Source organism: Lichenicoccus sp. (assembly GCF_965276875.1).
Lineage (GTDB): Bacteria > Pseudomonadota > Alphaproteobacteria > Acetobacterales > Acetobacteraceae > Lichenicoccus.
On record NZ_OZ255701.1, the window covers coordinates 3,138,484 to 3,161,783 of the forward strand.

The 23,300-nt window shown below is 62.9% G+C and carries 24 protein-coding genes; 18 read left to right on the forward strand and 6 right to left on the reverse strand.

The window, feature by feature from the left end; all coding sequences use genetic code 11:
• Positions 1 to 16: 16 nt before the first annotated feature.
• The 7 genes from ACQY4K_RS15215 to ACQY4K_RS15245 all read left to right on the forward strand — a co-directional run bounded on the left by ACQY4K_RS15215 (position 17) and on the right by ACQY4K_RS15245 (position 6,593).
• Positions 17 to 1,231, forward strand: a complete 1,215-nt coding sequence (locus ACQY4K_RS15215) for an acyl-CoA dehydrogenase family protein (protein ID WP_428391027.1) — start codon at positions 17 to 19, stop codon at positions 1,229 to 1,231.
• Between the two features lie 184 nt (positions 1,232 to 1,415).
• Entirely contained in the window at positions 1,416 to 2,393 is a 978-nt protein-coding gene (locus ACQY4K_RS15220) for an amidohydrolase family protein (RefSeq protein WP_428391034.1), read from the forward strand.
• A gap of 24 nt (positions 2,394 to 2,417) precedes the next feature.
• Complete coding sequence (locus ACQY4K_RS15225; RefSeq protein WP_428391035.1) at positions 2,418 to 3,665, forward strand: hypothetical protein; 1,248 nt, start codon at positions 2,418 to 2,420, stop codon at positions 3,663 to 3,665.
• Positions 3,666 to 3,805: 140 nt separating this feature from the next.
• Positions 3,806 to 5,113 carry a histidinol dehydrogenase gene (gene hisD / locus ACQY4K_RS15230; protein WP_428391036.1) on the forward strand — a complete coding sequence of 436 codons (1,308 nt, stop codon included), beginning with the start codon at positions 3,806 to 3,808 and terminating at the stop codon, positions 5,111 to 5,113.
• Positions 5,110 to 5,553: an SDR family NAD(P)-dependent oxidoreductase gene (locus ACQY4K_RS15235; RefSeq protein WP_428391037.1), complete on the forward strand. Its 444-nt coding sequence runs from the start codon at positions 5,110 to 5,112 to the stop codon at positions 5,551 to 5,553. Before hisD ends, ACQY4K_RS15235 begins: the two co-directional genes overlap by 4 nt.
• 119 nt (positions 5,554 to 5,672) lie before the next feature.
• Positions 5,673 to 5,882, forward strand: a complete 210-nt coding sequence (locus ACQY4K_RS15240) for a dodecin (protein ID WP_428391038.1) — start codon at positions 5,673 to 5,675, stop codon at positions 5,880 to 5,882.
• Between the two features lie 129 nt (positions 5,883 to 6,011).
• On the forward strand, positions 6,012 to 6,593 hold the full coding sequence (locus ACQY4K_RS15245; RefSeq protein ID WP_428391039.1) for a malonic semialdehyde reductase: 582 nt from the start codon (positions 6,012 to 6,014) through the stop codon (positions 6,591 to 6,593).
• A gap of 20 nt (positions 6,594 to 6,613) precedes the next feature.
• On the opposite strand, the gene ACQY4K_RS15250 is transcribed toward ACQY4K_RS15245, so the two are convergent.
• The 3 genes from ACQY4K_RS15250 to ACQY4K_RS15260 form a co-directional block, all read right to left on the reverse strand.
• Positions 6,614 to 6,841 (reverse strand): hypothetical protein, encoded by a 228-nt coding sequence (locus ACQY4K_RS15250; protein WP_428391040.1) that lies wholly within the window; start codon positions 6,839 to 6,841, stop codon positions 6,614 to 6,616.
• 126 nt (positions 6,842 to 6,967) lie between these two features.
• Positions 6,968 to 7,255: a transposase gene (locus tag ACQY4K_RS15255; RefSeq protein WP_428391041.1), complete on the reverse strand. Its 288-nt coding sequence runs from the start codon at positions 7,253 to 7,255 to the stop codon at positions 6,968 to 6,970.
• A gap of 275 nt (positions 7,256 to 7,530) precedes the next feature.
• A protein-coding gene (locus tag ACQY4K_RS15260; protein ID WP_428390468.1) for an IS630 family transposase occupies positions 7,531 to 8,594 on the reverse strand; the annotation gives its coding sequence in 2 pieces (ribosomal slippage) (positions 7,531 to 8,111 and positions 8,111 to 8,594; 1,065 coding nt in all).
• Between the two features lie 295 nt (positions 8,595 to 8,889).
• On the opposite strand from ACQY4K_RS15260, the gene ACQY4K_RS15265 reads away from it, so the two are divergent.
• Positions 8,890 to 10,089: an IS256 family transposase gene (locus ACQY4K_RS15265; RefSeq protein ID WP_428390406.1), complete on the forward strand. Its 1,200-nt coding sequence runs from the start codon at positions 8,890 to 8,892 to the stop codon at positions 10,087 to 10,089.
• 775 nt (positions 10,090 to 10,864) lie between these two features.
• On the opposite strand, the gene ACQY4K_RS15270 is transcribed toward ACQY4K_RS15265, so the two are convergent.
• Complete coding sequence (locus ACQY4K_RS15270) at positions 10,865 to 11,665, reverse strand: DeoR/GlpR family DNA-binding transcription regulator (RefSeq protein WP_428391042.1); 801 nt, start codon at positions 11,663 to 11,665, stop codon at positions 10,865 to 10,867.
• 104 nt (positions 11,666 to 11,769) lie between these two features.
• Between ACQY4K_RS15270 and ACQY4K_RS15275 the strand changes: the two genes are divergently transcribed.
• From ACQY4K_RS15275 to ACQY4K_RS15295, 5 genes are all read left to right on the forward strand, one after another.
• Positions 11,770 to 12,993, forward strand: a complete 1,224-nt coding sequence (locus ACQY4K_RS15275) for an ADP-dependent glucokinase/phosphofructokinase (RefSeq protein WP_428396156.1) — start codon at positions 11,770 to 11,772, stop codon at positions 12,991 to 12,993.
• Positions 12,990 to 13,508 (forward strand): ABC transporter substrate-binding protein, encoded by a 519-nt coding sequence (locus ACQY4K_RS15280; protein ID WP_428391043.1) that lies wholly within the window; start codon positions 12,990 to 12,992, stop codon positions 13,506 to 13,508. The genes ACQY4K_RS15275 and ACQY4K_RS15280 overlap by 4 nt, the downstream gene beginning before the upstream one ends.
• The gene (locus ACQY4K_RS15285) at positions 13,502 to 14,308 is read left to right on the forward strand and encodes an extracellular solute-binding protein (protein WP_428391044.1); all 807 of its coding nucleotides are present in this window, start codon (positions 13,502 to 13,504) and stop codon (positions 14,306 to 14,308) included. The genes ACQY4K_RS15280 and ACQY4K_RS15285 overlap by 7 nt, the downstream gene beginning before the upstream one ends.
• Before the next feature lie 4 nt (positions 14,309 to 14,312).
• Positions 14,313 to 15,101 carry an SDR family NAD(P)-dependent oxidoreductase gene (locus ACQY4K_RS15290; RefSeq protein ID WP_428391046.1) on the forward strand — a complete coding sequence of 263 codons (789 nt, stop codon included), beginning with the start codon at positions 14,313 to 14,315 and terminating at the stop codon, positions 15,099 to 15,101.
• 212 nt (positions 15,102 to 15,313) lie between these two features.
• Positions 15,314 to 16,150, forward strand: coding sequence for a hypothetical protein (locus tag ACQY4K_RS15295; protein ID WP_428391047.1), 837 nt, complete (start codon positions 15,314 to 15,316; stop codon positions 16,148 to 16,150).
• Here ACQY4K_RS15295 and tnpB read toward each other — a convergent pair.
• Both tnpB and ACQY4K_RS15305 read right to left on the reverse strand, forming a co-directional pair.
• Entirely contained in the window at positions 16,057 to 16,302 is a 246-nt protein-coding gene (gene tnpB, locus ACQY4K_RS15300) for an IS66 family insertion sequence element accessory protein TnpB (RefSeq protein WP_428391048.1), read from the reverse strand. The two genes, ACQY4K_RS15295 and tnpB, sit on opposite strands and share 94 nt — an antisense overlap.
• Positions 16,299 to 16,511, reverse strand: a complete 213-nt coding sequence (locus tag ACQY4K_RS15305) for a hypothetical protein (protein WP_428391049.1) — start codon at positions 16,509 to 16,511, stop codon at positions 16,299 to 16,301. The genes tnpB and ACQY4K_RS15305 overlap by 4 nt, the downstream gene beginning before the upstream one ends.
• 826 nt (positions 16,512 to 17,337) lie before the next feature.
• Here ACQY4K_RS15305 and ACQY4K_RS15310 point away from each other — a divergent pair.
• The 5 genes from ACQY4K_RS15310 (at position 17,338) to ACQY4K_RS15330 (ending at position 23,283) form a co-directional block, all read left to right on the forward strand.
• The gene (locus ACQY4K_RS15310; RefSeq protein WP_428391050.1) at positions 17,338 to 18,297 is read left to right on the forward strand and encodes a sugar ABC transporter substrate-binding protein; all 960 of its coding nucleotides are present in this window, start codon (positions 17,338 to 17,340) and stop codon (positions 18,295 to 18,297) included.
• A complete protein-coding gene (locus ACQY4K_RS15315) occupies positions 18,287 to 19,813 on the forward strand; it encodes a sugar ABC transporter ATP-binding protein (RefSeq protein ID WP_428391051.1) in 1,527 nt (508 codons plus the stop codon). Before ACQY4K_RS15310 ends, ACQY4K_RS15315 begins: the two co-directional genes overlap by 11 nt.
• A 44-nt stretch (positions 19,814 to 19,857) precedes the next feature.
• Positions 19,858 to 20,799 (forward strand): ABC transporter permease, encoded by a 942-nt coding sequence (locus ACQY4K_RS15320; protein ID WP_428391052.1) that lies wholly within the window; start codon positions 19,858 to 19,860, stop codon positions 20,797 to 20,799.
• Positions 20,800 to 20,920: 121 nt separating this feature from the next.
• A complete protein-coding gene (locus ACQY4K_RS15325) occupies positions 20,921 to 21,700 on the forward strand; it encodes an N-acyl homoserine lactonase family protein (RefSeq protein ID WP_428391053.1) in 780 nt (259 codons plus the stop codon).
• A gap of 518 nt (positions 21,701 to 22,218) precedes the next feature.
• Entirely contained in the window at positions 22,219 to 23,283 is a 1,065-nt protein-coding gene (locus ACQY4K_RS15330; protein ID WP_428391054.1) for a LacI family DNA-binding transcriptional regulator, read from the forward strand.
• The last annotated feature ends 17 nt before the right edge of the window (positions 23,284 to 23,300 follow it).

The window sequence follows — 23,300 nt, forward strand, 5'->3', positions numbered from 1 at the left end:
ATAGAAGGAGCTCGAGATGTTGGACACGGTCGTAAAGCGCGATTATTCGCGGGCCTTGCAGTCCGGACCGCCCACTTCCCTCGAAGAGATCATGTCGGAGGTCCGGCGCCTTTTGCCGGCGATCCGCGCGCGCGCTGAGGTCTCCGAGGAAAACCGTTCCATCCCGCCGGAGTCGGCAAAGGAGTTTCTCGACGCCGGCCTGGCACGCATTCTGACCCCGAAGCGATTCGGCGGCATGCAACTAGGGCTTCAGGCCTGGGTCGACGTCGCCGTCGAGCTCGGCAAGGCGGATGCGGCGCATGCCTGGTGCGCGAGCCTGATGATCCACCATCCGCACTACATTGCTCAGTTCCCGGAGGCGGCGCAAGCTGACGTGTGGGCCAATGGTCCGGACATCTGGATCGCGGGTACACTGACACCGACCTCGAAGATCGAGCAGGTCGCGGGTGGCTACAGGATCGTCTCGTGCTCGATACCCTACGTGAGCGGCATCAATCACGCCAGCTGGAGCATGACCGGTGCGATGCTGCCTGGTCCCGACGGCGCCCCGGATTGGACCATTTTTCTTGTCCCGCCCGGCAAATACAGGATCGTTGATACCTGGCACACCACGGGGATGCGCGGGACCGGAAGCAATACGCTGGTGGTCGAGAACGTGTTCGTACCGGCGGAACATACGCTTCGGATCGCCGACATGCGCGATGCCACCACGCCCGGTCGGACGATCAACAACGGGCCGATCTATCGCGCGCCGTGGGTCACCTACATCGGGCTTACGTTCCTGGCCCCGATGCTCGGCGCGGCACTTGGCGCACTGGAAGAGTATCGGAGCTGGACGGCCAAGCGGGCGAGCCTGTTCGGTGCGCAGGTCGCGGAATACACCAGCATCCAGGTGCACCTCGCGCGGGCCGCGGCCAATCTTGACGCGGCTGACCTGCTCATGCGTCGCTGCATCGAAATGACGGAGGCGCCGGAGCCGGCGTCCGAGGCCTTGCGCGCCCGCGCTTATCGTGATCAGGCGCGGACGTCGGAGCTTATCGTCGAGGCAATGGACATGGTAATGAAGATCTCGGGCTCAGCCGGCTTTGCAAGCTCAAGCCCCATTCAGCGTGCCTGGCGCGACATCCACTTCGCGGCCAGCCACGTAAGCCTCAACCCCGAAATCAGCTTCGCCGCCTGGGGACGCCAGCAGTTCGGGCTCGAACGGGATCCAAAGCAGACCATGTACTAACAGCCTGCCCCGCTGCGGCGTTTTCGGAACGACCGTAGCTTCGAGCGAAATCGGCTGCATGTTCCAGAGATCGCGTTGCGTGGTTGGGTCAAGGTTACCAGAACGGGTACGGTGATAGGTTCGGCCGCCGACTTGGTAAGTCTGAACGTGATGAGGCGAGCGGCGGTCGGAAAAGGAGAAGGCCATGTATATCGATGTTCACGCCCATCATCTTCCGGCGCGCTACATGGACATGCTTCGCGCGGGTGGCGGCCCCACCTTCGGGGTCGCTCACGACGACGCGACCCTGAGCAAGATGATCGAAGGGCAGGATGAGATCGGAATCAGACTGCAAATTCTGAGCACCAGCGCGAACAGTCCGTATCTTCGGGACCCCGGTTTGGCCGACGCGGCGGCCCGGGAAGTCAATGATGCCTACAAGATGGTCGTTGACCGTTATGACGGCCGTTTCGCCGCGTTCGGCAGCGTACCCCTTCCCCATGCCGGGGCTGCGGCTGCAGAAGCCGTGCGCTGCCTCGACGAGCTGGATTTCGCCGGGATCCATTTCGGCTGTTCGGCGCTCGGTTATTCGCTCGATGATCCGCGCTTCTCCGAGATGTGGGCCGAACTCGATCGGCGCGAGGCGATCATATACGTCCATCCAGGCGGTATCCTATGTGGCACCGAGCCAGGTCTCGCAGGGATGGAAGATGCAGGAATCGCCGTGACCATCGGCAGCGCGGCCGAGCTTGCGACCGCGACCTTGCGGCTGGCCGCACTTTGCCGCACGCATCGCCGCTTGCACGTCATCATCGGTCTGCTGGGCGGATCACTGCCGTTTCTGCTGCAGCGGGTGGTCTGGCTTGGCAACCGATTCAAGGGACAGTCGCTCCTCGCCGCTGAAGGACAGGACGAACCGCTGGTCGCGGAGCTGAGACGATTCAGCTACGATACCAACCTGCTTCCCGACCCGGCCATTCTCGCCAGCGCGCGCGAAGCCTACGGCATCGATCGCCTGGTGTTCGGCAGCGACGCGCCGTCATTCGCTCCCACAGTCACCGCGCGCTTCATGCGCGACGGAGGTCTGTCAGAGCAGGAAATCGGCGAGATTCTCGGCGAGAATTGCACCAAGCTGTTCGGTGAGCGTCTGCCCGGCAGCCGCGCTCCATCACAAATCAGCTGATACATGGACGTCAGGAGAAGTGAAATGAACTCAGTTTCAAAGATCACGCGCTTGTCGGAAGGCGCTCCCACGGCCACCGAGATGGTGGAGCAGATCCAGCGCGCCTTGCCCACGCTGCAGGCAAAATGCCTTTCGGAAGAGAAAGCGGGCCGGCTGAGCGACGAGACGATCCAGACGCTCGACAAGATCGGGGTGTTCCGGATCAGCTATCCACTCGAGTATGGCGGCCTCGCTTATTCAGTGGCGGATCAGCGCGAAATTTATACCGCTGTTGGAAAAATCGCCGGTTCAACCGGTTGGGTGAGCTGGGTGACCACGACTCATGGTCGCTGGATCGCCATGTTCCCTAAGAAGGCGCAAGACGAGGTCTACGGAATGGACTGGGTCGGGCCGCGCATTTCGGGCGTGCTCTCGCCTCTGGGGCCGGGGAAAGCGCGCCGGGTCGAGGGCGGCTACATGCTGAGCGGACGGTGGTCGTTCTGCAGTGGATGCCGACATACTGCATGGACAATTCCCGGCTCCATGTGCATAGGACCGGACGGCGAGCCGGACATGCTTCTGCCGCTCGTGCCCACTAGTGAGTTCGAGATCCTTGACGACTGGGCCGTGAGCGGCATGAAGGCGACCGGGAGCAACACGGTCCAGCTCGTCAATGAGGTCTTTGTTCCGGAACATCGCGTGATCCGGATGAAGGACGCCAATGCCGGCAATTGGCCTTGCACACCGCCGCTCGGCCAAGTACTGTTTCTCAACAACTTCCTCGATTATACGACCCTTCTATCGGGCTCGACTCCGCTGGGAATGGCGAAAGGTGCGCTCGACTATTACATGGAGCGTCTCGGCAAGCGCGGGATCGTCGGTACAGACTATAAGGTCCAGTCCGATGCTCCGGTCACCCATCTCCAGCTCGTCGAAGCGACCGCACGCATCGACGCCGCCGAACGACTTCTGACAGCTGATTGCAACGAGCTCGATCGGCGAGCGGCGGCCGGTGAGCCTTCAGACGATCTGTTCCAGACGAAGCTCAAATTCGATGTCGCAATGTCCGTCCGGGGGTGCTGCGAGGCGATCGAGATCCTTCATCGTGGGAGCGGCGCCTCGACCATTCATGAGGCGAACCCGATGCAGCGTTACGCGCGCGACGTGCGCGTCGCGACCGTCCATGCCCACCTCAACTATGAGACGTGCGCGGAAAACTATGGGCGCGCGCTCATCGGAAAGCCGCTCTTCGGCCACTACTCCGTACTTGAGAAGAAAATGTTGGTGGCGTGATCAAGATCAGCTGAGTGAGAAAGCACTGGCGGGTAAGGACCCGCGGAGCGGGCTGAAGAAGCAGCTGGCCGAACGATGGGTTCTTTTTCCGGCTATGCCGGGGTCAGGCTGGCGTCCTATGAAGACGACCGAGGAGCGGAATGCCGAACTATCTAAAGCGAGGGCGCGCTGACGAGGCGCGCGTGAAAGATGATCAACAGGTCCGTAAGATCGTCGAGACGATCCTGGCGGATATCGAGAGCCGCGGGGACGCCGCGGTCCGTGAGCTGTCGGTGCGTTTCGACGGTTGGGAGCGCTCCGACTACCGGCTGGCCGATGCCGAGATCCGCGATTGCATGGGTCAGCTGACAACCCGCAACCTTGATGACATTGCGTTCGCCCAGGCCCAGGTCAGAAACTTCGCGGAGCGGCAGCGCGAGGCCCTCGTCGACCTTGAAGTCGAGACCCTGCCGGGCGTGGTGCTCGGCCACAAGAACATTCCCATGAACGCCGTCGGCTGCTACGTACCTGGCGGAAAATATCCCCTCCTCGCGTCAGCTCATATGTCCGTCGTCACCGCCAAGGTGGCGGGAGTGGAACGGATTGTTACCTGCGCGCCACCGTTCGAGGGTAGGCCTGCGGCGGCGATCGTGGCAGCCCAGCATCTCGCGGGCGCCAACGAGATCTATTGCTTGGGCGGCGTGCAGGCCGTCGGAGCGATGGCACTCGGCACGGAAACCATCGCGGCCGTTGACATGCTGGTCGGTCCCGGCAATGCCTTCGTGGCCGAGGCGAAGCGGCAGCTCTTCGGCCGGGTCGGCATCGACCTCTTCGCCGGACCTACCGAGACGCTGGTGATCGCCGATGAGACGGTCGACGGCGAGATCTGCGCGACCGACCTGTTGGGGCAGGCGGAACATGGTGTGAACTCCCCCGCGGTCCTGCTCACCACCTCCGAAAATCTTGCCCGCGACACCCTGGCCGAGATCGACCGGCTCCTTGTTATCCTGCCGACTGCCGCGGTTGCGGCAAAGGCCTGGGCTGATTACGGGGAGGTCATCGTTTGCGAGAGCGAAGCGGAGATGGCTCAGGTTGCCAACGATCTCGCTTCCGAGCACGTGCAGGTCATGACCCGTGATCCGGACTATTTTCTCAAGCACATGACGAATTACGGGGCGCTGTTCCTCGGGTCGCGGACCAACGTCGCCTTCGGAGACAAGGTGATCGGCACGAACCATACGCTGCCTACCAAGAAGTCGGCTCGCTACACGGGGGGTCTCTGGGTAGGCAAGTTCCTCAAGACCTGCACCTACCAGCGCATCCTGACGGACGCCGCGGCGGCGCAGATCGGCGAATATTGCTCACGGCTCTGCATTCTGGAAGGCTTCGTCGGCCATGCTGAACAAGCCAATGTCCGGGTTCGGCGATACGGCGGCCGTAATGTTGCGTATGCGTGTGCTCCTGAGTGACGGCGCTCCCTGTAACCCCCTCGTTCCGGCTCGATGGTCGCCGTGCGCTCGTAACTGGAGCGGGCCGGGGCATCGGGCTCGCGGCGGCGGCGGCCCTGGCCGAGGCCGGGGCGCATGTGGTGCTGGCCGCGCGTTCCGCCGAGGAGATCGATGCTGCGTCCGACTCGATACGCCAGCAGGGCGGCCGCGCGGAAGCGATCTTCCTCGACGTGACCGACACCCGCGCGGTCACGGTCGCGCTCAGGTCGAGTGCCGCCTTCGACATCCTCGTCAACAACGCGGGAACCAACCGACCCAAGCCCTTCGTCGAGGTCACTCCGGAAGACTACGACGCAGTGATGGGCCTGAATTTGCGCGCTGCCTTCTTCGTGGCCCAGGAAGTTGCAGTCGGTATGTGGAGATCCAAGAGCTTGGAGATTTGCTTCCCTTTCTTGGATTAAGATTTCTTGTCACGAACAAGATGCCGGTCGCCTGACCTACGGCACACTATTGAGATGTTGCACGAACAGGAATGCACAAACCACATAGTTCATCAGCTAGCAGGATTTGGGAGAAGCAGATGGCAGCCCACACCTACAAGGTCGTAGAGATCGTTGGCTCGTCCGAGGCGTCATTCGAAGATGCCATCCGAGGAGCGGTTGCGAAAGCGGGTGAGACGATCCGGAACATCGGTTGGTTCGAGGTTACGGAAACCAGGGGGCATGTCGTCGGCAGCAAAGTGCAGCACATCCAGGTGACGCTAAAAGTGGGTTTCACATTGGAGGAGTAGCAATAACTGAAAAGTTCGATAGCCGACTGATTTCGGACCAGCTCGGGCAATTGATACCACTTGCTAGCGACAGGTTGTCGGTCGGCAGTTTGCAACAACCAGGTTTAATCCGAGATAGGAATGACTAGCGTGGACAATGTGACCCTTGAGACGCTTTTCATCGACGGGCGCTCGCAAAATGGCTGGCGTCCGAACGCGGTAGGCGATGCTGAGATCCGCAAGGCGTATGACATGGCCAAATGGGGTCCGACCTCCATGAACACGCAGCCGATGCGACTGCTCTTGTTGCGGTCCGCCGAAGCAAAGGAGCGTCTGAAACCCGCGCTGGCGCCGACTAATGTAGAAAAAGTCATGACTGCACCCGTGATCGCAGTCATTGCATATGACATCGAGTTTCATAGACAGCTTCCAAAGGTGTTTCCTCACAACCCGAATGCGCAGGCCTTTTTCACCAGCAATGAAGCGATGATCAAGCCGACCGCGTTTCGGAACGGCTCGCTTCAGGCCGCCTACTTCATGCTGGCCCTGCGAGCCGTCGGACTCGATGTCGGGCCCATGTCCGGCTTTGACCCAGCAAAAGTCGACGCTGAGTTTTTCGCTGATAAACCTTGGCAAACGAACCTTATCTGTGGCATCGGCCATGGAGATCCAGCCAAGGTGTTCAATCGATCGCCACGGCTCAACTTCGAGGATGTCGCTCTGACGCTGTAGCCTGCAAGGTTAACGTTAACCTAGCCGCAGCCCGTCAGAAGTGACATCGGGGTCACGTCGTCAGTATCAATCGGCGCCCCGGTGTCTAAAAGAAGATACCCGATTTCCACGAGCGCTTCTCCACCGCGGCGGAGAAGCTTGTATCGATCGCCTCGCGACCGCGGATCCTCGAGCGTCAGACCGTGAAATGGTTTTGAACCGTCGATCGCGGCAAGACCGGCACGGCCGTCCCGCAAATAGGCGGCCAACTCCGTGGGATCGTTCTCCTGGCGGTCCTAGATCGCCGACTAATACCAACCGTCCTAGACATTGACCACTGCCCAATGCCGTGTCCCGATTGACTGGATACGTGTCGGATCGGCGATCAACCAAATCTACGCGCTCCGACAGGCCTCAACAATGTCGGCATAGCTACCCCAGACGGTGGCGCAGAGCTTGTTTTGCCGCAGGTAGTCCCAGACATTTTCCATTGGGTTTAGCTCGGGGCTGTAGGGCGGCAGATGAAGCAGCCTGGTGTTGTCGGGAACTTGTAGGTTAGCGCCCGGCTTGTGCCAGCCCGCGCGGTCGCAAAGGAGCACTGCAATAGCGCCAGGTGCCACCTGCGTGCTGATTTCAACCAAGTGCAGGTTCATCATTTCTGTGTTCGCTGCGGGTGTGATCATCGCTGCCCAGCACCGCGCTGTGGACAGATTGCGCCGAAGATGTAAGCCGAGTCGTGGCGGTTATCGCGCACCATCAGAGGCCGTGCGCCGACTGGCGCCCAGACATAAGCGTGCGTGCCCTGCTGGCCGACCCGAGCTTCATCTTTACATGAGGGTTCAGTCGTCAAGCATATTCGGTGGCGGCTCTTCGTGGTCTTTGGCTGCGTTCGGGTAGGCGTTTGGGTCCGGGGTAGCCTGCTCTACAGCCGCAGCTGCATCACCTTATACCAACCGTCCTAGACATTGACCTCTGCCCAATGCCGTGTCCCGATTGACTGGATACGTGTCGGATCGGCGATCAACCAATTCCATGCCACCCGACAGGCCTCAACAATGTCGGCATAGCTACCCCAGACGGTGGCGCAGAGCTTGTTTTGCCGCAGGTAGTCCCAGACATTCTCCATTGGGTTTAGCTCGGGGCTGTAGGGCGGCAGATGAAGCAGCCTGATGTTGTCGGGAACCTGTAGGTCAGCGCCCGGCTGGTGCCAGCCCGCGCGGTCGCAAAGGAGCACTGCAACAGCGCCAGGTGCCACCTGCGTGCTGATTTCAGCCAAGTGCAGGTTCATCATTTCTGTGTTCGCTGCGGGTGTGATCATCGCAGCCCCAGCACCGCGCTGTGGACAGATTGCGCCGAAGATGTACGCTGAGTCGTGGCGGTTATCGCGCACCATTAGAGGCCGTGCGCCGACTGGCGCCCAGACATAAGCGTGCGTGCCCTGCTGGCCGACCCGAGCTTCATCTTGCCACCAAATTTCAACCGGCATACCTATGGCCGTGCCGAGCAGCGCTTGCTTCAGCAAGGAACAGAAGTTTTTTTAAAAGCCTCCTCGGCTGCTGGGTCCTTTTTCGGGTGATAGGGACGCGGTTGCAGGCGGGTTAGCCCAAGCTTGCGTAACCATTTTCCGACGGCACGTTCCTGAACGACGACCCCAAAGCGGCGGGCAACTTCGTCACGCAAGTCGGCACAACGCCAGCGCACCACATGGTGGAGCTCGGGATCTGGACCCGCGAGCACCAGCGCTCGCAGCTCCTCCATCTGCGCCGCCGTCAGCTTCGGTGCCGGGCCCGGAGCACAGCGTGATATCAGGCCGTCCACGCCGAGCTCGTTAAAGCGATGCACCCAGTCACGTAGCGTTTGCCGATCCATGCCAGCTTGCCGGGCGGCATGCTCGCGACTGCCGCCATCCAGCACCATGGCGATGGCCAAAAGCCGTCGGCTCTGCGCCGCATCCCGGCTCCTGACCGCCAAATCACGTAGCCCAGCCGCGTCATACTCCATTCGGGTAATTGCTACCGCCATATTGAACCTCCAAAGCCGCGAACCGGCGGCAGCATCAGAGAATCAGACCTCGCGCCTCTTGGGAATCCCTGCGAGTCAGGCACCAGGACGATTGGTATTACATGCGGTCGGGTTCACGTGGATCCCGCACCATAATGCCTCATGCACGAGGCGTGTCCCCGGTAGGGCGCGACCAACCTGCCACTCGGCAGTTGGATAAGGTAGTGTCCTGAAGGTTCTGCAAAATCGCGGTAGCGAGGTGGTCATGGCAAAGTGGTGATGTTCGAAGTCACCAACCCCGTGGAAGGGCGATGCCATGACCAAGTTGAATTTAGCGCCATTGGGCGCGGATATGAAGGCGCTGCTGCTGTCTGACGAGAACGGCTTTCGGGCGGTTTTGCAGGCGGCATTGCAGGAGGTGCTAGAGGCGGAGATGACCGAGGCGCTGGGAGCTGGCAAGAGCGAGCGAACGGCCGAGCGGGTGGGCCATCGGTCGGGCTACTACGACCGCAAGCTGATCACCCGTGTCGGCGTTTTGGAGCTTCGGGTTCCGCAGGACCGGGCGGGTCATTTTTCGACGGAGCTGTTCGAGCGCTATCAGCGGTCGGAGAAGGCCTTGGTCGGGGCGCTTGCGGAGATGTATGTGCAGGGTGTCTCGACGCGGAAGGTCAAGGCAATCACCGAGGAGCTATGCGGTCACAGCTTCTCGGCCTCGACGATCAGCGAGGCGACGTCGCGGCTGGACGAGAAGCTGACGGCGTTCTTTGGTCGGCGGCTGGAGGAGCCGTATCCCTACCTCATTGTGGATGCCCGCTACGAGCGGGTGCGCGAAGGCGGCGTGATTGTCAGCCAGGCGGTGCTGATTGCGATCGGCGTGGATTGGGAGGGGCGGCGCCAGGTGCTGGGCGTGGAGGTCGCCAACCGCGAGAGCCGGTCGAGTTGGCGAGACTTCATGGCTGGACTGCGGACGCGCGGCCTGCACGGGGTGGAGTATGTGGTTAGCGACGATCACGCGGGCCTCAAGGCGGCGATCCGGGAAATCTTGCCCGAGGCGGCCTGGCAGCGCTGCTACGTGCACTTTCTGCGCAACGCGTTGGATTACCTGCCGCGCAAGCATGACGACGACTGCCTGATGGAGCTGCGCTGGTTTTATGACCGGCGCGACATCGAGGAGGTCCGCCGCGACATCGCCCAGTGGGTCACCAAATGGCAGGGCAAGTATTCCAAGCTGGTGGCCTGGGTGGAGGAGAACGTCGAAGAGACGCTCACCTACTATCGGCTGCCCAGAGCCCATCACAAGCACATGAAGTCGACCAACATGTTGGAGCGGCTGAACCAGGAGCTGAAGCGCCGCACCCTGGTGGTGCGCATCTTCCCCAACACCGCCAGCTGCCTGCGCCTCTCACGCGCGCTGGCCATCGAGACGCACGAGGGTTGGCTTGAAGCGTTACGTTATCTCAACATGGAGCACCTGCGGGAGCACAAGAAAGAAACCCTGCGAGCCTTGGCTGCATGACCCAGGATGCGGGGAAGGCTTGTCCGCCTCAAGGCCGCTCCGCGCCGCTTCGCGGTGGCGCAAGAGCGCCAGCCTCGACCCGGCCAATCCTCCCCCGCTCAGAGCCGTCACGCGATCAAGGAACAATTGCGATCACCACCGTGACCGCCGCGCCCAAACCATTTTGCAGGACTTGCCAGACACAACTCGTTCCACCGCTGCATGGCGAGCTGCTGGAGGATCGACGGGCTGAGCGTCGCCGTGACTGCGAACCAGCACCGGCTAGGGACCCCGCGCCGACATCACAATAAGTGCTTATGTTTGCTGACGGAATCAGCAAGTCAGAAGGGTCCCGCTCGGCGCCGATCAGAACCTCGCCCTGAAAAAGAGTTGTCTCGCTACATCAGTGGGTCATAGCCAAGTCGACTCGGGTTACACTTCGGTGCCGCTTCACACTATGGCATCTACCGAACCAACAACGCAGCCTCGGATAAGCAAAACAAAACCTCTTTTTGGCTCTGGCAATTGACCACGCGCAGCGCGATGCCGTCGGCTCTTGGCGCACCTGCGGCTGCGTCGCCGGTGTACCCCTGATCGACATAGGCGAGCTTGACGCTGTCGCCAGTTGCATCTTGGATGCCGACTTCCGAACGTTTCAGCGGAATTCGGTCGCCGACACTGGCCGGCGTATCGGCCAGGGCGACCAGTGGCCAAGCGGTTCACGGCCATGTGCGCCTTTGAACCACGTCTTCGTTTAGCACGGTCATAGCTAGCGCGGGTGCCGCTCTGCAGCGTCTTAGGATCGCGCGACCAGCACCTCCACACCCGCTTCAACGAGCGCCGCCGCGATGTCGGGAGCAGGTTCTGCGTCGGTAACCAGATGCTCGACGTCAGTGAAATCCGTGACGTGCGCAAATGCCGTAGTGCGAAGCTTGCTGCTGTCGGCGAGGATGATCGTGCGCTTTGCTACGCGGACCATGCTGGATGAGGCTGCCGCCTCCTCCAGTCGTGCAATGGAGAAGCCGCCGTCGCACACGCCGGTGACGCCGATCACCGCGGTGTCGGCGCTGATCCGCTCGGTCGAGGCGAAACCGATCGGTCCGATGGTGACCTGAGGGCTGCTCCAATAGGTGCCGCCAAGCACGTAGACCGCACGGATTGCACGTTCGGGCAGCACCGGCGGAATGCGCAGGTTGTTGGTGACGACCATCAAGTTGCGCCGCTCGTCCAGTTCGGCGGCAAAATAGGTGGTGGTCGAGCCGCCATTGACGATCAGCGTCTCGCCGTCGCGGATTAGCGCGCTTGCAGCCCGACCGATACGCCGCTTGGCCTCGACATGCGTGTCCATGCGGAGTGCCAATGACGTCTCGTGCATCACCAGGCTGTCGCTTGGAATGGCGCCCCCATGTGTTCGCACCAGAATGCCGCGCTGCTCGAGGATGTCGAGGTCGCGACGGATGGTGTCGCGCGACACATTAAAGCGGGTGACCAGTTCGGCCACGGTGATTTGGCCGCGCTCGCGCACGATTGCTGCGATTCGGGTCTGCCGCAGGGCAGGCAAGGCAGCGGCGGCAATGTCGGCAGGCTCGATCGTCATACGAATGCATCATAGCAGGAGGCCGCGAGGCGGGGCCAGCAGGACCCGATTATAGATGCGTATTTATGCTTGACCATGCGCTTTTACGCGTTATCGTGCGCGGTATGGTTGCGCAGAACTGGCCTAATTTGTATGAGGAACTGGCAGCGCGCTTCGGCGACCATGTGGCGCAGGCTCGCTGGACCTTCTGCGGCCTGGGCGCCTGCGTTGACGCCACGCTCTCATTACATGACGCGACGCCGACCCTGCTCGCCGCCTCCGATCCCGCAGCGCGGTCGCTCGGCGAACTGCTGGTGCATCGTGCCGAGAACGGCATCGGCGGAGAGGTCCGGGTGCGGTGGGATGGCGGCCCCGCATGGCTGGACGCCGCCTTGCAGCCGCGCACCGCTCTGGGCGGCGCCGGCCCACACTCGGCGCGCGTGCTCAGCCTGCTCGGCGCGCCGGCCCTGCTGGCGCTCGAGCACCGCGACCGCGAGCAGATGGCTCATCTCGACGGCGATATCCGGCTTGCTCAAGCCGGCGCCGCGACTGCCGCCCGCGACATCTCTCCCGAAGGGACGCCACGACCGAGGATTTACATCTTCGAGTTCACCGCTGGACGAACTGTCCGCGCCGTAGCCTCACCACGCTCCTCGCGCATCATCGTCCGCTTCACCGATCCGCAGACGGAAGACGATGCCAACTTCGATGCGCTCAGCACGTCGCTGGCGCATGACGCGGGCGCGGGCCTGCTGTCCGGCTTCAACGCCATCGGACACGGCGACCTGGACGCGGCACTCGCACGCGCCCGCGCCTTGGGATCGCGCTGGCAGGCGGCCGGCCTGGCGCTCGTGCACATGGAGATGGGTGGCTATGACACGCCGGCGCTGCGCGACCGCGCGCTCCAAGGCCTGCGCGGTGTCACCACCTCGCTCGGCTTCAGCCAGTCCGAATATCGTGACTTGGTTCCGAGCGACGAGCCGGAGACCGCAACGATCGAGTCGGCGGCGCGGCGACTCGGGGTCAACCGGCTGTGCATTCATGCCGACACCTGGGCGATGAGTGCCACGTGCGGCGACCCGGATGGCGAGCGCGAAGCCCTTATGGCGGGCTGTCTGCTCGCCAGCACTCGTGCGGCGCTCGGCCGTTCGGCATGGCCGGCGGCACCCGGACCAGCCGCGGTGTTCGAAGCGCCGCCCGACGAACAACGCAGCGACCGCTGGAACGTGGTCGCCTGCGCCGCTCCCTACCTGCCTCGGCCGGTGACCACGCTCGGCCTTGGCGACACCTTCGTGGCCGGAACCCTGCTGCTGCTCGGCCGCAAAACAAGAAACGGAGGAAACACATGAAACTGAAAACAGGACTTGCCCTGCTGCTCGCAGCCGGCATCGCGGCGACGGCAACCAGGGCGCGTGCCGACACCACGCTCACCATCGCCACGGTGAACAACGCCGACATGATCACCATGCAGAAGCTGTCCGGTGTGTTCGAGAAAGAGAATCCCGGCATTCATCTGCGCTGGGTCACGCTCGAGGAGAACGTCCTGCGCCAGCGGCTCAGCACCGACATCAGCACCAATGGTGGCCAGTTCGACATCATGACGATCGGGTTGTTCGAGGCGCCGCTATGGGGAAAGAACGGCTGGCTGGTGCCGTTCAGCGATCCGCCAGCCAGCTACGATATGAGCGACGTGCTGCCCTCGGTCCGGGACGGGCTTTCCTATCACGGCAAGCTGTTCGCGCTGCCGTTCTACGCCGAAAGCCAGATGACGATCTACCGCAAGGATCTGTTCGCCAAGGCCCACCTGACCATGCCCGAACAACCGACCTGGGCGCAGATGACCGACTTCGCAAAAAAATGCTGAACGATCCTGCGCATGGCGTCTACGGCATCTGCCTGCGCGGCAAGCCCGGCTGGGGCGAGAATGTAGGTCAGGTCAGCACCGTGGTAAACTCCTATGGCGGCCGCTGGTTCAATATGAAATGGCAGCCGCAGCTCACCACCAAGCCCTGGGAGGAGGGCGTCTCGAAATACGCGGATCTGCTGCGCAAATATGGTCCGCCCGGCTCGTCCTCGAATGGCTACAACGAGGTGCTGACGCTGTTCGCCACCGGCAAGTGCGCGATGTGGGACGACGCCACTGTCTCTGGCGGGTTGCTCAGCGATCCGGCCAAGAGCCAGGTCGCCCACGAGATCGGCTTCGCCAAGGCCCCCTACGGAACCGTCGATAAGGGCAACCACTATCTCTGGGTCTGGGCGCTCGCGGTGCCAAAATCGTCGCGTTCGCCGCAGGCGGCGCAGAAGTTCATCTACTGGGCCACATCAAAGCAATATATCGATCTGGTCGCAAAGACGCAGGGCGCGGTGGCGGTGCCCCCGGGCACGCGCACGTCGACATACAATGCCACATATCTGCAGGCCGCGCCGTTTGCAAAGCTAACGCTTGAGGCCATCGAGAGCGCCAACATGGGCGATGCCACTGTGCAGAAGGTGCCGTATCGTGGGATTTCCTTTGTCGCGATTCCGCAGTTCCAGGCGATCGGCAACCAGGTCGGGCAGCAGATATCGGCGGCCATTGCCGGACGCAAGACCGTGGCCGCAGCGCTTTCCAACTCGAACAGCAATGTCGCCGGCGTGATGCGCCGTTCCGGCTACCTGCATTAGCGCCGTGCTGGAGGCCGGCATGTACCAGGAAAAATACCGCGTCGACGGCAAGACCGCGTTCATCACCGGCGGCGGTCGCGGCATCGGGTTGTGCGCAGCACACGCGCTGGCGGAAGCGGGCGCACGGGTGATCATCGCTGACCGCGACGCGGAAGCCCTGCGCGCGGGACGCCAAACGCTGATCGATCTCGGCCACCGCTCCGTAGAGGCGATGGTGCTCGACGTCACCAATGTGGGTGATGTCGGGCGCGCCGCGGATACGTGGAATGCGACGTTTGGGAGCGTTGATATCCTGGTCGCCAACGCCGGCATCGCCTGGCCGGACACTGGCGGCGAGGAGATGCCGGACGAGGCGTGGCGCACGGTCATCGATGTCAATCTCAATGGCGTGTTCTGGTCGTGCCGGGAATTCGGCCGGCACATGCTGGGACGTGGCCATGGCGCCATCGTCACAGTGGGGTCGATGTCGGGGCTGATCTCCAACCGGCCGCAGCGTCAGGCGCACTACAACGCCGCCAAGGCAGGGGTGCATCACCTGACACGCTCGCTGGCCGCGGAATGGGCCCCTCGCGGCGTGCGGGTCAACTCGGTGGCACCCGGTTATATCGACACCGCGATGTCCGGAAGCGGTCTGCGCGGCGAGATCGGCAAGCTTTGGCTTAACGACACGCCCATGCAGCGCGGTGGCAGGCCGGACGAGATCGCGTCTGTCATCCTGTTCCTGGCGACGGATGCGGCGAGTTTGCTGACCGGTTCAGTAATCGTCGCTGACGCCGGTTTCACCATCTGGTAGATCAGACGAAAGGCAGCCAAATGAAACGCCTCGACGAAAAGCTCGCGCGCATCCGTGCCGGCAGCTACAGCAGGACCGACTTCATCATCGCCGACGCCAAGGACGGCGACATGGGATCCGGCTGCATGACGCCGGCGCCGGCCCGATTCCAAGACGGCTCGCCGGCACCTGGCCCGCGTCGGCTGCAGACCTACCTTGATCAGATAAGGGGTGTGGTCGAGCAGGACATCGTCGACATCATGCTGATGTCGGCGTCCAACATGGAACGCCTGGTTGAAGAGGGGGTGTTTCGCGCCAGTCCGGTGCAGCCTGCGATTCGCGCCAACGAGGCCACGGATTGCTGGGGCGGCTTGCGCCACGGCGCCTACACGACGCATCTGTCGCGGCCGTTCAAAACCGCCAAGCTTTCGCGCGTCATGCATGGCACGCCGCATCCCGTGCGCGGTGCGCCGCTGACGGGCACCGATCTTGGCCTATATTCGCTCACCTTTAACAACGATTTCGAGGCCGATATTGCCTCGCTGGAAGCGTTCGCCCGCTTCCGCGACGAAGCTGCGGAGAACGGTTTTCGCTACTTCCTCGAGGTATTCAATCCGAACGCGCCGCGCGGGCTCGATCCGCAGGCAGTGCCGGCGTTTGTCAACGACCATATCCTGCGGGCGCTGGCTGGTGTGATGCGGCCTGATCGTCCGCAGTTCCTGAAGATCCCGTTCAATGGTCCGGCGGCGCTGGAAGAGTTTGCGTCCTATGATCCGACGCTGATCGTGGGCGTGCTGGGCGGCGGCGCCGGGACCACGCGGGACACCTTCGAGCTGGTGCACCAGGCAGAGAAATACGGAGCACGCCTCGCTTTGTTCGGCCGCAAGATCAACCTCGCCGACTCCCCCCTCGATATCATAAGGACCATGCGGGAGGTGGCGAATGGAACGATTCTGCCGGAGGAAGCGGTTCACGCCTACCATGGCGACCTGCAGCGCCTGCACATCGCGCCCAGCCGCCCCCTTGCCGATGACGCCATCATCACCGAGGCAGTGCTCAAATCAGGCTGAATAGCGTTGCCGCGGAACAAGTAGAGGTCGCCAGCGCGGGTATCTCGTTTCAAAATCTCTTGCACCTGCAGAGCTAGGCCCCCCATTGCGCGGCGCATATCCGTGGGGCTGGTGGCGATCCAGATCCGGACGTTCGCAGGAACGGGAATCACCTTACTCCCTTCAGCGTCGCGGCGACCAAGGCCGCCGACGCGTGCGCCGCCAGGCTCACCCGTGCTCCGCCGGGCAATGCCACAACGATGGCAAAGCCGGAGCCTTCCGCACCACCCTGCCCCGCCGCCTCGACGAGCACCGCGGGCGCGAACCCCATTGGCGGCACCAGAGAGGCGCGGCGCCATTTGTAAATTAGGCTGGTCGACACCTGGAACCGCCGCGCTACATCCGCCACAGTGGCGATAAGGGGCCAAGTCGTCCCGGGCGGCGAGCATTGCCTCGACTCGCTGGTCGAACCGCAAGCCGCGCATCGACCCAGGCAGGAGGCCGAACGTTTTGAGCAGGCCGAGGATGTGGTTCGACAGTCGCGTTGTCATGCAGATGAGGTGAGCGCGGGGCCCAGCAAGGCACGAGACCAATGCGCATCAAGCGACTTAACGTGCACGGACTGATACCGTCCAGTGCGCATGATCTGCGCCAGCCCTTCACGTCGTTCTGATCGGTTTTGTTCACCTCCATTTTGAGCGCAGCGCTGACGCGCCGTGCGCCGAGGTAGGCCATGTCGAGTCTCCGGTCACGCAGCACATGCACAAGCCAAAGCGTCATGGGGCCGGACTCGGCGTCGGTCCCGGCATACTCTTCAGCGTGCCTTCTCAGCGCCTGCTTGATCCATTCTGTATATGTGGCGTACTGGCTGCGCCACGGCTGGCGTCTCGTCGACGACGCAGATCGCTGTCAGCTTTGCGACACATCCAAACCAATGAACCGGGCCATCAAATAGCCTTCCATGGGCGGGCCGCCGGGCAAGACTACCCGGATCGCGGCATCATGGATGGCCTACGCTCCCGTCGCGATTACCCGATGCACACACATGGTATGACAGGCCCTAGTTCATCGTCTCGCCGTCATTGACCTCGATCAACACGGTGTCTAGCGTTGCAAGCAAGGGCAGGAAATGACCGGATACCCTCCACGCTGGCGCGGCGCATTTTCACGTTCGCGAGCCCGCGCGAGGGTCCAACAGGGGAGAAATCATGCGCGGCTCTTGCAAAGCGCTCACCGCGTTGCTTGCGGCTGTCGCCGCCGCGCTGCCGATGGGAACGGTGGCTCGCGCTCAGGGCAAGCCTCTGCTGGGAATCGTTTCGATCTCCGCGAATGAGGCCAACAACGCGCGCTTCATCAAGGGAGCCCGCGCCGAGGCCGCGGCGAAGGGCTGGGCTGTGTCGGTGGTCGATGCGCAGGGCAGTGCGGCGCAGGCCAATGCCGCTATCCAGAACCTGGTTCAACGTCGTGCCCACGCCATCCTCGCCCTCGTGTTCCCTGCCAGTGCGCTCGGGTCCGGCCTTGCTGCCGCGAGGGCAGCCTCGATCCCAGTTGCCACCTGGGGCGGGGGCCTTGGCAATGGCGTGGTCGCCACCGACGGCAGCGGTGGTCCGCTTGCCGTTCCGATCATCCAGATGGTCGCGCGGGATCTCGGCGGCCACGGAGCGCTTCTCGAACTGACCTACCATACCGGCGAGGTATGCCGGCAACGCGAGCAGGTGGCCGACCGGATCCTGGCAGGCACACCGGGCATTACCGTGACCAAGGACGAGGTGGGCATCCCTGGCTACTTCCAGGATGGCGCGCGTTACGCGACCGCTTGGCTCGCCTCGCACCCCGCCGGCAGCCGCAAGCTTGCGATCTGGGGCTGCTGGGATGACCCCGCGATCGGGGCGATCTCTGCCTTGCGCCAGCAGGACCGTCATGACGTTGCGGTCTATGGCGAGAACGGCAACGCACAGGCGATCGACGCCATTCAGCGCGGCCGCATGACAGCGACAGCCTGGCAGAATAGTGGTCTGGAAGGCGCACGCCTGGTCGACTCGGTAGATGATGCGATCCGCGCCGGCGCCGCCTGGAAGCCCAAGGCCGTCGAGGTGCCGCCGGTGGTCGTGACCAAGGCGAATGTCGCCGCGTTCCTCAAGCAGCATCCCGACGCGCTTGGCCGGTAAGGCGCGGGCGCTGGTCGAAGCCAGCCGACTGCGCAAGAGCTATGGCGGTGTGCCGGCCCTGGACGGTATCGATATCGATCTCCGAGCGGGCGAGGTGCATGGCCTGGTCGGAGCGAACGGTGCAGGCAAATCGACGCTGATCCGAATGTTGGCCGGTCTCGTGCGGCCGGATGATGGCAGTATCCGCGTCGACGGCGCAGCGGTTGCAATCGAGACGCCTGATCAGGCAAGCAAGCTAGGCTTCAGCTTCATCCATCAGGAACTCGCGCTGGTGCCGCGGATGAGCGCTCTCGAGAACATCGTCCTGGGAGTCCCGAAGCCGACGCGCCTGGGGCTGGTCGACTGGAGGCGGGTGCGCGATCTGGTCGAGCCGCAGGCAGAGCGCGTCGGCATACGCTTCGCGCTCGATAGCCAAGCCGAGTCTCTCGGTGTCGTCGACCGCTGGCTGGTATCGATCTGTCGGGCGCTGGTGCGACGGTCACGCCTGATCGTCATGGACGAGCCGACAGCGTCGCTGTCGGAGCCTGAATGTCGAACGCTGCACCAGCTTGTGCGAAACCTATCCTCGGAAGGCATCGCGGTGCTCTACGTCTCGCATCGGCTCGACGAGATCATCAGCCTGTGTCACCGGGTGACCGCGTTTCGTGACGGCCGCGTGGCGCGGGAACTGGGGCGCGAGGACGTGACCCGACCCGCGCTCATCGAAGCGATCGCGGGCAGGATGCCGGAGCCGCCGGAAACCAGGCCGGCGCGCGGTGCGGCGCCGGTGCTGCTCGCGATACGCAATCTGCGTCGCGGCCGGCTGGTGCGCGATGTCTCGTTTGATCTGCATCGCGGGGAGGTGCTCGGGCTCGCCGGCCTGGTTGGCGCCGGGCGCAGCGAGACGGCGCGCATCATCTTCGGCGCGGACCGGGCGGAATCGGGTTCAATGAATTTGGATGGACAGGCTTTCGCGCCGCGCGGCCCGGCCGACGCGGCACGCGCCGGCATCGGACTGGTGCCCGAGGAGCGGCGATCAGAAGGGTTGCTGCTTGAGAAGAGCGTCGCGTTCAATCTGACCCTGGCGACGCGGCGCTCTCTGTATATTGCGCCGGGCGTTCCCCTGATCGACATGCGAAAGCGCCGACGGCGCGCGGAGGAGATGATGGCGCGGCTTATGATCAAGGCGCCGGATGCCGATGCTCCGGTCGGACGACTCAGCGGCGGTAATCAGCAGAAGGTCGTGCTCGGCAAATGGCTGACGCGGCCGTTGAAAGTCCTGATTCTCGACGAACCGTCACGCGGCGTGGATATCGGCGCCCGCAGCGGGATCCATCGCATCATCCGTGCTCTTGCCGGGACGGGGGTTTCGGTGATCGTCATCTCCTCCGAGCCCGAGGAACTTGCCGGTTTGTGCGATCGCGTGCTGGTGATGGTGGAAGGCCAAATCGCGGCACACTTCGTGGGTCCTGCGATCGTGCGGGAGGCCCTGGTGCAGGCGAGCTACCATGGCATGTCGACGCAGGGCCGCGGCTGATGCCGCCGGCGCCGCCGCCTGAGGCTCGGACGCAGCCTTCAAGGTTGCCTCTGCTGCTTGGCAAATACGGTACGCTGCTCGGGCTCGGGCTCATGGTCGCGGCATTCTCCGCGCTGGCGCCGCGAGCCTTCCCCTCGGTCTCCAACTTGATCAACGTGCTCAACCAGGCGTCGCTGGCGATGATCATCGCCGGCGGCCTGACCGTGGCCGTCATTGTCGGCGAGCTCGATCTCAGCATCGGCTTCGCCGCCAGTTTTGAAGGCGTACTGGTCACCGGACTGATGGTCAATCAGGGGCTGCCGGTCTGGCTCGCAATCGCCGTCGTGCTCGCCTGCGGCGCGCTGATCGGGCTGGTCAACGGGGTGATCGTCACCAAGGTCGGCGTCAACTCGGTGATCGCGACGCTCGGAACCGGAACCATCATCGTCGGGCTGGACTTCGCCTACTCGAGCGGCGCGCCGATCGCAACCGGGGTGCCTGACGCGTTCACCGACATCGCGATCGGGCGCCTCGCCGGCATTCCGCATGATGTTCTGATTATGGCGGCGACCATGGCGCTGCTTTGGACCCTGGTCGAGCGCAGTGCCGTCGGTCAGAGCATCCAGGCGGTCGGCGGCAATCCGATGGCCGCCCGGCTGAGCGGGATAAGGGTCGATGGCGTCAAGATCTTGGGATTTGTCTGCGCTGGCCTCTGCGCGGCTCTGACTGGGATCCTGCTCGCGTCCTCGCTCGGCAGCGGCACCACAAGTGCTGCCGACAGCTATCTTCTGACCGCGTTCGCCGCCGTGTTTCTCGGCTCGGCGACGTTGCGCGATGGCGAGTTCCATATCCTGGGCACGCTGTTCGGCGGCCTGATCATCGCCGTCGGCTTCAACGGTCTGGCGATCTTCGGAGCGCCGACCTTCTATCAATACGTCTTCCAGGGTGCGACCCTGATCCTCGCGGTCGGACTGAGCAGTCTCGGCCGGCGCTATGCGCAACGCTAAACCCATCCACGGGCCCGAGAGCTGAGGAGGACGCGAAATGCCAACAATGCCAGAACACCCGGGAGAGAACGCACTCTGGACGGTTCACGTCATCGAGTATGCCAGGGCACGAAAGCAGCCGATGGCGAGCCTGGTCTGGGGCACGTTCGGCGATCCCCCGATCGACACGCCGTTTTCTTTTGTACTCGCGCAAGGCGGCGGCCGCATTGTGCTGTGCGACTGCGGCTTCATGAACGAAGGCGGAGGCGCTACATTTGCGACCAGGTTCGGGGTGCCGACCTGGGTATCGCCGCTACGCCTGCTCGAACGCATGGGCATCGCACCCGGCGACGTGACGGACATCGTACTGTCGCACGCGCATTTCGACCATGCCGGTTCGATCGACCAGTTTCCGAACGCGCAGATTTACCTGCAAAAAACCGAACTCCTGAGCTGGGTGGAGGCGTTCGCCTTGCCACCCCGTTTCTCGATCCTGACCGACGTGGTCGATCCAGACGACATCCGCGCTGCCCTTGAAGCGAGCTTCCAGCATCGGCTGACGCTGATCGAAGGGGATCGGGATAATCTGCTTCCGGGCCTGAGCGTCCGGCTCGCCAGAGGCCATACGATGGGCCAGCAATTCATCACGCTGGAGACTGCGCGCGGACGGTACGCGGTCGCGGGCGACTGCATCTACAGCGCCCGCAATCTCACCGGCGAAGGCTGCGGTGAACAGCAGCGCTACATCCCTCTGGGCGCCGGAGTCGGCAGCGCGTGGGACCAGTTGCTGTCGTTCAACCGGCTGGAGACCGCCGTAGGCGGCGACCGGTCGCGCATCATCATCCTGCACGACGAAGCCCGATGGTCGGCGTTCGAGCGCGTGCAGGAAATCGAGGGGATGGGGATCTACAAGGTGGCGTGAGAGGCAAGTCGTCAGCGGGCGGAAAGCGTGGCTGCAGGCGGCGCGCCGCCGCACACCGATGCCCTTTGCCGTTCCGAGTGGCAATCTCAGATCCGAACTCTCTCACCAAAACCGGCTCCTGGGGAGTGAAAAAGTCTTGGTCGTTGACGGCGATCGCCTGGAAGCAGAAACCCCGCGCAATACGATTGGAGCGGCACCACGCGCTCGCCGTGACCGAGAGCCGACATGATCGCCTCGACGTGGGCGACGAACCGTAATTCGCTGCCACCAAATACAACTTGGACTCAAGACCCACTCCCGTCTCCACGAGTGATGGCCTCCACCCGTAGATGCAGGTCACCGGACCATACAAGTGTCTTACGACACCGTACGATTTGGGCGACGAATCAAGGGTCGGCCACTTCAGGTGAAGCCGCTGAGATCAATCACGAATTATTCTTGACAGTCCTGAACTTAGCGCCTTAGCTAATCCTGAATAGGGTAAACGTTTACGCTAAGTAGAAAAAGAAAGCTCCGCGATGTCCGCGCACGCGCCGTCTGATTTACGAAGAGTGGGTAAATCCGTCAGTGCGGCGCATGCGCGTAAGCCGGCAAATGCCGTGGGCATTCAGGATGTGGCGCAGCGCTCCGGCGTCTCCATTGCGACAGTGTCGCGTGTCCTCAATGGTATCAAAGCGAAGGCGACTGAGGAAACGGAAGCGCGCGTGCGCAAGGCCGCCGATGACCTTGGGTATCGACCCGCACACGCGGGGCGTGCCCTGCGGATGCGGCAAACCAAGCTAGTCGCGCTGCTGATCCCGGATATCTCCAATGCCTTCTACTCGACTATCGCGCGGTCGATTGAATGCGCTCTGCGGCAGAGCGACCACCCGATGATCCTTTGTAACACGGATGAGGATTCCGCGCTGCAAGATTTCTATCTCGATGAGATGCAGTCTTACCATGTGCGCGGCGTTGCCCTTCTTGGCGCCGTGGAAAGTTCGGGATTACAACGAGCGCTGTCACACGACCTTCCGATCGCATTCATCAATCGCCGGCCTCCGCAAGGAGGCGGGGTTTTCGTTGGTATCGACAACTACGCCGCCGGTAGGGCCGTCGCCGAGCACTTCCTCATCAAAAACTTTACCGAATGCGCTATCATTCGTGGGCCGCAGTACTCCTCCGCCAGCCGGGAGCGGTTTGAAGGGTTTACGTCGCGGTTGAAGGAGGCGGGGGCTCCCGTCAAGGCGGAGGATATCGTCGATTCCCGGCTCTCCATAGAAGATGGTTACGAGGCCGCATCACGGCTGTTCAATAGGCGTCGGCCGCGGGCTGTCTTCTGCGGCAACGATCTCATCGCTTATGGACTTTTTCGTCGCTGCGCCGAATTAAACCTCAACGTTCCCGGCAACGTCGCAGTCTTCGGATTTGATGACAATCCTTTGAATGATTGGGTCGCGCCTTGGTTGAGCACGGTCCACATCCCCTATGCGGCCTTCGGCACGGCCGTGACCCGCGCTCTGATGGAGCTATGGACCGGCGAACGTCCAGCCCATGCTGAGCTATTGCCCTTCTCGCTCAAGTTGCGAGGTTCTGCCGAGTAAAACCGCCAACGCCCTGA